Source organism: Maribacter litoralis, from assembly GCF_003075045.1.
Lineage (GTDB): Bacteria > Bacteroidota > Bacteroidia > Flavobacteriales > Flavobacteriaceae > Maribacter > Maribacter litoralis.
In genome coordinates, this window is record NZ_QCZD01000031.1 from 1 (window position 1) to 460 (window position 460).

Here is a 460-nt window from a genome sequence, read left to right on the forward strand (position 1 = left end):
GACTACTCGGGTATCTAATCCTGTTTGATACCCACACTTTCGAGCATGAACGTCAGTTACAGTTTAGCAAGCTGCCTTCGCAATCGGGGTTCTTCGTGATATCTAAGCATTTCACCGCTACACCACGAATTCCGCCTGCCTCAACTGCACTCAAGGAAACCAGTATCAACTGCAATTTTACGGTTGAGCCGCAAACTTTCACAACTGACTTAATCTCCCGTCTGCGCTCCCTTTAAACCCAATAAATCCGGATAACGCTCGGACCCTCCGTATTACCGCGGCTGCTGGCACGGAGTTAGCCGATGCTTATTCATACGGTACATACAAAATCCTACACGTAGGAAACTTTATTCCCGTATAAAAGAAGTTTACAATCCGTAGGACCTTCATCCTTCACGCTACTTGGCTGGTTCAGGCTCTCGCCCATTGACCAATATTCCTCACTGCTGCCTCCCGTAGG

General features: G+C 48.0%; 1 rRNA gene. It reads right to left on the reverse strand.

Annotation, left to right across the window (positions count from 1 at the left end):
* Positions 1-460 (reverse strand): 16S ribosomal RNA (locus DCS95_RS20135); the annotation flags it as partial.